Annotated in this window: 7 protein-coding genes; 2 read left to right on the forward strand and 5 right to left on the reverse strand. The window is 36.8% G+C overall.

The genetic code is table 11. The annotated features are described in order from the left end of the window. Nucleotides 1–1,602: a zinc ribbon domain-containing protein gene (locus ABDZ63_RS03480; RefSeq protein ID WP_343781800.1), complete on the reverse strand. Its 1,602-nt coding sequence runs from the start codon at nucleotides 1,600–1,602 to the stop codon at nucleotides 1–3. Further along, on the reverse strand, nucleotides 1,599–1,979 hold the full coding sequence (locus ABDZ63_RS03485; protein ID WP_343781801.1) for a zinc ribbon domain-containing protein: 381 nt from the start codon (nucleotides 1,977–1,979) through the stop codon (nucleotides 1,599–1,601). Before ABDZ63_RS03485 ends, ABDZ63_RS03480 begins: the two co-directional genes overlap by 4 nt. Before the next feature lie 118 nt (nucleotides 1,980–2,097). Here ABDZ63_RS03485 and ABDZ63_RS03490 point away from each other — a divergent pair, with 118 nt between their 5' ends. Both ABDZ63_RS03490 and ABDZ63_RS03495 read left to right on the forward strand, forming a co-directional pair. Next, a complete protein-coding gene (locus tag ABDZ63_RS03490; protein ID WP_343781802.1) occupies nucleotides 2,098–2,721 on the forward strand; it encodes a flavin reductase family protein in 624 nt (207 codons plus the stop codon). Nucleotides 2,722–2,731: 10 nt separating this feature from the next. Continuing rightward, nucleotides 2,732–3,157, forward strand: coding sequence for a GNAT family N-acetyltransferase (locus tag ABDZ63_RS03495; protein ID WP_343781803.1), 426 nt, complete (start codon nucleotides 2,732–2,734; stop codon nucleotides 3,155–3,157). A gap of 462 nt (nucleotides 3,158–3,619) precedes the next feature. Here the strand turns inward: ABDZ63_RS03495 and ABDZ63_RS03500 are convergent, their stop codons facing one another. From ABDZ63_RS03500 to ABDZ63_RS03510, 3 genes are all read right to left on the reverse strand, one after another. Then, nucleotides 3,620–4,285: a phosphatase PAP2 family protein gene (locus tag ABDZ63_RS03500; protein WP_343781804.1), complete on the reverse strand. Its 666-nt coding sequence runs from the start codon at nucleotides 4,283–4,285 to the stop codon at nucleotides 3,620–3,622. A 238-nt stretch (nucleotides 4,286–4,523) separates the two neighbouring features. Beyond that, complete coding sequence (locus tag ABDZ63_RS03505) at nucleotides 4,524–6,101, reverse strand: fatty acyl-CoA synthetase (RefSeq protein WP_343781806.1); 1,578 nt, start codon at nucleotides 6,099–6,101, stop codon at nucleotides 4,524–4,526. Nucleotides 6,102–6,385: 284 nt separating this feature from the next. After that, nucleotides 6,386–7,519, reverse strand: a complete 1,134-nt coding sequence (locus ABDZ63_RS03510) for an amidohydrolase (protein WP_343781807.1) — start codon at nucleotides 7,517–7,519, stop codon at nucleotides 6,386–6,388. Nucleotides 7,520–7,632: the final 113 nt, after the last annotated feature.

Here is a 7,632-nt window from a genome sequence, read left to right on the forward strand (position 1 = left end):
TTACTCCTCCTTTTTAATTACTCTATTAATTCCCATACCAATCAATATTAAGACCCAAACAACAATGAACGTCATGCCAAATGTCACAAAAGGATCAAAACCTGAATAATAAGTTAAACCTTCCGCATCCCTTTGATGTAGTGTAGACATTTCAAATGTCGACAATGTTGTAATGATTGTATTAATGACAGCAAATATTCCTGCAATACCTGTGGCTAACAGTATATTGTGTTTAATAGCTGTTTCACTTTTACAATATCCAATCACTAATAATATACCAACGATTACGATGAAACTAAACCAATACCATTGCGACATCTCTTGTAATGGGGCAAAGTATTCGTCTTCAGAAAAGCGGTGAGCTAACTCTTCATCCAGGTCACCTTCAATCACTTGATTAAATAATTGAAATTGAATTTGGTTAACATCGTAATAGAATTGCTGAATATAGACAGTGTTTAACAAACCGATGTTTAAAATAAACACGGCAATTAAAGCTATTACAAGACTAAAACTAATAAGTGTTGAGTAATTTGTTAATGAACTGAGATATTCAATGTTCGTTAAACGACTAAAGGTAAAAATTGCACTTCCTCCAAGAAATATAAGTAACATTATAAAAAACCATTTCATACCCATTTTGATCCCAAAGAAAAGATGAGGAAGGTCTCGCTTTTCCCAAATTAACTGTCCACCAAAGAAAAGGACACTCGTCATTAAGAAGCCTCTCACGAAAGCTTCACCTGAGATAAACCGCATGATGGTTTCACCAGATCGGTAATCATCATCAATGATAAATGTCTCAGTAGAAAGTAGGGCTGTCACAAACAGGATCAAACCATACCAAAAACCAAACATGACAGCACTAATTAACATGTCTGTTAAAGTGTCTTGACGGCGCCACACACCATACAATGAAGCACTAATGAATACACCCAACAACAAAACGATTGATAGATGAGGTAAGCTGACATTAAACGTTTGTGTATACTTATGATCAATAAGTTCTACATCCTCATGACCTTGCTCGTGGGTTTCTTCCACATCAAGCACTAAGGGTACTGAATGGCTAAATAAAAGAAGCTCATTTAAATAAAGTGTTTGTTCCCATTCAGCATTTGGGTCTTGAACAGCTCTATGATGACCACCACTCTTTAAATATGAAATCTGAGATTCTAAATGGTTAATATTAAATAATGTATCAATTGCAACATTAGCTTCCATATACGGACTCATATGAGACTCGAAGTCCGGCTCATTAACTGTTGTTTGTATTCCTACTAATACTATTATTAACGAAAGCAAAACAAATGGAATGACCATAAAAGCTGATTTGACAACTTGTTTAGAGTTGACCTTTTCGAATTTCAACGGTGTAAAAGGTTGTTTGAACCTTTGTTTTTCAATAGATTCCAATGCTTCTCCGCACACGTAACAATAAGTAGCTAGATTATAATGAGTCGTGCCACAGTAATGACAAAATTCTTCACGACGTTCTTTAATAAGTGGAACATGTTGATCTTTATGTAAAGGATGACCATCTGCATGACAATATTGCGCACCTGGAGAGTTTGCTTTTCCACATTTCGTACAGTATATCAAGCTAACTCCCCCTCATTACGCATTCCGCATACATGGCAAAAATTCGCCCCAACTTGTAGTTTGCTATTACAATGAGAACAAGCTTGATCTTCATAATCCACGTTTAGAATATCTAACTTCTGACCACACCGTTCACAATATGTATCCTGCTCTTCAACTTGATGACCACACGTACAATGCTTATGACTCATACCATTTCGCGTCTTTAACTGATGAATTTGTTGATCCAATTTATTAATTTCACCTGCATATTCTTTTAGCTCTTCACTGTATAACTGTCCCATTCGAAACTGGTGATAAATTGACTCGCCTAACCTTGCCAACCACCACGACTTTTCAGCTAGCATCCGTTCTTTCTCTGTCTTATACTCTGACATCATGCTCCCCCTATTAACGACTATTTGACAATAATTGTATCACATTTTAAATGATATTTTTTCCTTATGTCATTATTTTCTGATAATATGAAAATAAGATTGTTTAGGAGGGGATTCAATGAAACAGATCGACCCAGTACAACTTGATTCAAAAGAAAATTATAAATTGTTAAGCGGTTGCGTAATTCCGCGGCCGATCGCCTTTGTCACATCACAAAATGAAGAAGGTGTGATCAATGCCGCACCATTTAGTTTCTTTAATATGTTAGGTTCTAATCCGCTTTTAATTGCCATTTCAGTTGGTCGTGTTGGTGGTGAAATTAAGAAACATACAGCGAAAAATATATTAAATCAAAAAGAGTTCGTCGTTCAGATCGTAGATGTTGATTTATTAGAGAGAATGAATCAAACATCCGCCCCATACAAAGAACACATTAGTGAAGTTGAGAAAGCGAATTTAACTACTGTTGATAGCACGCACGTATCTGTTCCTGGCATTAAAGAATGTAAGATTCGCTTAGAATGTGAACTATTTGAACATATGCCACTTGGAGAAAATGATGAATACAATAATGACTTAATTTTAGGTAAAGTCATTCAATATCATATCGATGAGGATGTTTATCAGGAAAGTTATAAAATTGATGCAGAGAACTTGAATCCACTTGCTAGATTAGCAGGACCAAATTACGCAACACTTTGTGAACCACTCTTCCTAGAGCGCCCAACCGATAAAGAGTAGGAGGAAGTCTATGATTCGTGATGCTTTAAACGAAGACATAAAGGACCTAGCTCATTTAATGGGGGAGCTTGGTTACCCAACGACAATTGAAGACATGAACCACCGCATGATGAAAATTAATTCAAGTAACGACTATCGAACACTTGTCTATGAACAAAAAGGGCAAGTCATTGGCATGGTCGGGTTAATCCGTGGCTTCCATTATGAGAATAACGCTAACTACATTCGAATTGTTGCACTTGTAGTTGACAGACATTACCGCCATAACGGTATTGGGCAGGCGTTATTAAATGCTTCTGAACAATGGGCTAAAGAACAAAAGGCTGTGAAGCTCGTTTTAAACAGTGGAAACCGAAGCGAGCGGAATGACGCCCACCACTTTTATACAAATCAAGGGTATGAGGCAAAAGCGACAGGGTTTTATAAAAAAGTATAACTAAATTTAAATGACTTATTGCTGATGTTGGAGGAGTTATGAAAACACTTTTTATTCTGTTATCCCTAATTCAAGTTCCTTTGTTAATCCTGTATGTCGATTATTATGAGCGATTCGTTGGTGACGTGACTTGGATTGGTTACAACCATTACCTTATCCTCTTATACATTGGTTTTGCTATTATGCTAGGAATAGTAGGCAGTCACATTCCTAGAAGATGGTTTTGGATAGTTTGTTTGATTACAGTTTTGACACAGATTGGACTCATGAGTATTTTAACAGACACCGAACACAATTGGTATTTTAAACCTTTTGGGATATTAAGAACACTGTTTCTCTCAGCTAGTTTTTATATTATCATTCAGTCGTTTATACGTTTTATATGGGTTAAATTTAAAAAGGAGATGCAATTATAATTGACATCTCCTTCTTTTCATTACAATTGGTAAAATGCAGATTATTTTAACTTACCTTGTTATAATTCCGCTTCTTGGTCCATTCAAACACAATCATGCAAACCATTAGCCATGCTAGTGATACACTATATGCACCCAACACATCGGTAGCAAAATGGGCATCCAACATAATTCGACTAACCCCGATCGCAAAGATAATCGTCAATAAAGCTATAATAAACAAGCTTTTTGTTATTTTATGATGAATGAATAGACTCACGATATAAATCATAAAAGCAAAAAACAAAAACGCTCTAGTCGCATGTCCACTAGGAAAACTATAAGAAACAAGTTCTAAATTAACGCCAAACGCTTCTATATGATGAAGATCATCCGGCCTTCCTCTTTCAAACGTAAACTTAAATAGTAGATTTAATAACACACCACCACCCATAACAGCAATGAAAAGTATAATGTGTTTAAGTGACTTTTGTTTAAACCATAAAACCGTAATCGTCAGAAACGATGATACCACTAAAAGCTCAGTTGAACCCAAACTTGATATCAAATCCATCGACGAGATGAAAGCTGTGTCCTGAAGTGGACTTAATGCATTCGCGATTTGTGTATCCAACCACGTTTGTTCTTGATTTACGACTGCAAAAGATAACGCAATGAAGCCTAGTAATGATAATATTGCAATGACTATATAAATTGGCATTCTACTTTTCATTTCTCAATCTCCTATCTAATCCACTTGGTGTCTAAAATCATATAAACGCATTTATATAATATTCTTATAGCTTTTGGCAATAGTAACGGTCTCTTTTCATTTTTTTATTTTAAACATCAATAATTTAATTCAATCTATTTTAACATACCTCCCCATAGATCCTTAAAGAAATAAAAAACTGCACTCCAAATAGAGTGGAGTACAGCTTAAATTGATCATTTCTTTATTATCGATAGGCTTAACCTTCGTATAGTTTACGCAAATCACGTTTTAACACTTTACCACTCGGATTTTTCGGTAAAGAATCTGTGAAGTGGATATATTTAGGTACTTTGAATTTGGATAGTTTTTGTTTACAAAGTGCTAAAACATCTTCAGTCGTCAAATCAACATTATCTTTAGGTACAATAACGGCTGTGACTGCCTCAATCCAATATTCATCAGGTTGACCAATAACGGCCGCCTCTGATACACCATTCAATTCATAAATAGTCTCTTCAACTTCTCGACTTGAAACATTAACACCACCTGTATTAATCATGTCCTTTTTACGGTCGACGATTGTAATATAACCGTCTTCATCTATAATCCCTAAATCGCCACTATGGAACCAACCGTTTTTAAACACTTCAGCTGTTTTTCCCGGATCATTTAAATACCCTTTCATCGCATGTGGCGTGCGGTGAACAATTTCTCCAACTTCCCCACGTTGCACTTCATTTCCACCATCATCAACAAGCTTCGTTTGCATATTAAGTGTCGGTTTACCAGCAGAACCTAGCTTACGTAGTTGGTCCTCTGGTTGCAATGCTGTCGCCAGTGGTGCCACCTCAGTTTGCCCGTAAAAATTCCAAAACTTCGCATTAGGTAAACGTTCTGATAGTTCTTTTAACACTTCTCGCGGCATAATAGCAGCACCATAGTAGCACTTTTCTAAAGTCGATAAATTCCGTTTGTCAAAATCAGGATGACGCAATAAAGCAATCCACACTGTTGGAGGGCAAAACAATTGTGTCGCCCCTTCTTTTTCAATCGTTTCTAAGATCACCTCAGGAGTTGCATTCGGTAATACTATACCACTTGCCCCTAAATAAATGCTTGGCCCTAAGAAGACATGTAATTGTGCACTATGATACATCGGAAGTGCATGAACTAACACATCTCGACTTTCCATCTTACCATCAACAATACAACTCATGTATTCACTTACTAAACTTTTATGTGTCAGCATAACACCTTTAGGGCGTGACTCAGTACCACTCGTATATAAAACATGCGCCAAATCATCATCAGCTAAATCAGCATCAACAAAATCAGTAGGTTGATCTGCTCTAGCTGATTCCAACGTAATCCATTCTGACAATTCGCTCGGCATCTCATCGTTTTCATCTGTATCCATTAAATATTTAAAATTAATTCCAACATTTTTCACTGATTGCTCTAACACAGTGGCATACTCCTTTGAAGCTATTAAACCATTTGCCTTTGAATGCTCTAAAATGTATGCCACATCTTCAATTGAAAGCATGTAATTAATCGGGATCATAACAGCCCCAATACGTGCTAAAGCAAATTTTAAGATGACAAAATCGAGGCTATTTTTAGACATGACCGTAATCATATCTCCTTTATTCATGCCTTTTTCTAGAAAGGCATGTGCTGTTTGATTCACTAATTCATCCAATTCAGCATAATTAAGCCGCTTATCTTCATAAGCTAAGGCAAATTTCTCAGGAATGCGCTCTCTCGTTCTTAATAGTAAGTCACCTAGTGTGTTTCTTCTTGTTCGTTCAAGCATTTGGTTCAAATCATTCATTACATTTGTACCCTTCAAAACACTCCCTAATACAGTTTAATGATCCATTAATCTGAAAATTCTTATAATTATTTTATAATAACATTTCTCTGTATTCAAGTTTGAGAGTAATTAGAAACATATAAAAGCAAGTGAACTTAGATTTTAAGCCCACTTGCTTTTTATATTTCAAAATAAACCGAGTTGTTTGAATTTATATTTAATGGTGTTTCCAATTCACGTTACCGTTAAGAAGCCAAGGAAAGCACCAAGAAAAATGCTAATATATAAATTCTATTGTACAACTAGTTCACTTTCTCCCCTTCAATGTAAGTGGATTCGACTTTGTTGCGTAAATCAAACGGATCACCGCTCCATATCACTAAGTCAGCATCCTTTCCTGCCTCAAGTGAACCAACACGCCCCTCAATCCCCAAATGCTTCGCGCCATTAATCGTCAGAGCTTTAATCGCTTCTTGGTCCGATAAACCATTCTTAACACCCATAATCGCACTCGTCATTAAATGCTCAATCGGAACAACAGGATGGTCTGTCGTAATCGTAAATGGAACACCATGTTTCGCATAAGTCGGAAGCGTCTCCCATCCACGGTTTTCAAGTTCCACTTTAGAGCGAGCTGTTAACGTTGGCCCTACTGCAACACTCACATCATGCCAAGCGATAAACTCTGGAATTAAGTGCCCTTCTGTACCATGTTCAATCGTCACATCAATCTCAAATTCACGTTTAATGCGAAGAACTGTTGCGATATCCTCAGCACGGTGAGCATGGACACGTAATGGGATCTCTCCTTTTAGTACTTTCGTGATATTTTCTAACTCTAACTTATAATCCGCTTCACCTTTTTCACGCTTTTCCATATAAACTTTCGCCTCATGTAGCTTTTCTCGCAACAGTGCCGCAACTCCCATACGCGTCGTTGGAAGCTTACCTTTTCCACCATGTACACGCTTCGGATTTTCACCTGTAGCCGCCTTAAGACCAGACGGTTCACGCACTACCATTTGATCAACAACTGTACCAACTGTTTTAATAACGACCATTTCACCACCAAACACATTTGCACTGCCTGGTAGCGTCTGAACCGTCGTCACACCAAATTTACGAGCATCTTCTAAACCAACATCAAACGGATTCACTCCATCAATCGCACGAATCTGCGCTGTATTTGCATCACTTGTTTCATTAAAATCATGACCAGAAGGACCTTTCCCTTCTTCAAACACACCTAAATGCGTATGGACATCAATTAAACCAGGTGAAACCACTTTTCCTTTTAAATCAATGACTTGTGCACCACTTGGCACATCATATGTATCCGTAATTTCTTTAAACTTGCCATTTTCAGTTACAATGACTTGATTTTCAAAATAATCCCCTAAACCATCATATCCCGAAGCATTCGTGAAAACTAACATACTCTCACCCTCCACTTTTTTATTTTTCTCAATATTCATAATAAGTGAAATCTATTAATTTGTAAATTACTTCGAGGGACGAAGCATGTGTTTAGGGTTGTCCGACATTAATT

This window comes from Alkalibacillus silvisoli (assembly GCF_039521975.1).
Lineage (GTDB): Bacteria > Bacillota > Bacilli > Bacillales > Alkalibacillaceae > Alkalibacillus > Alkalibacillus silvisoli.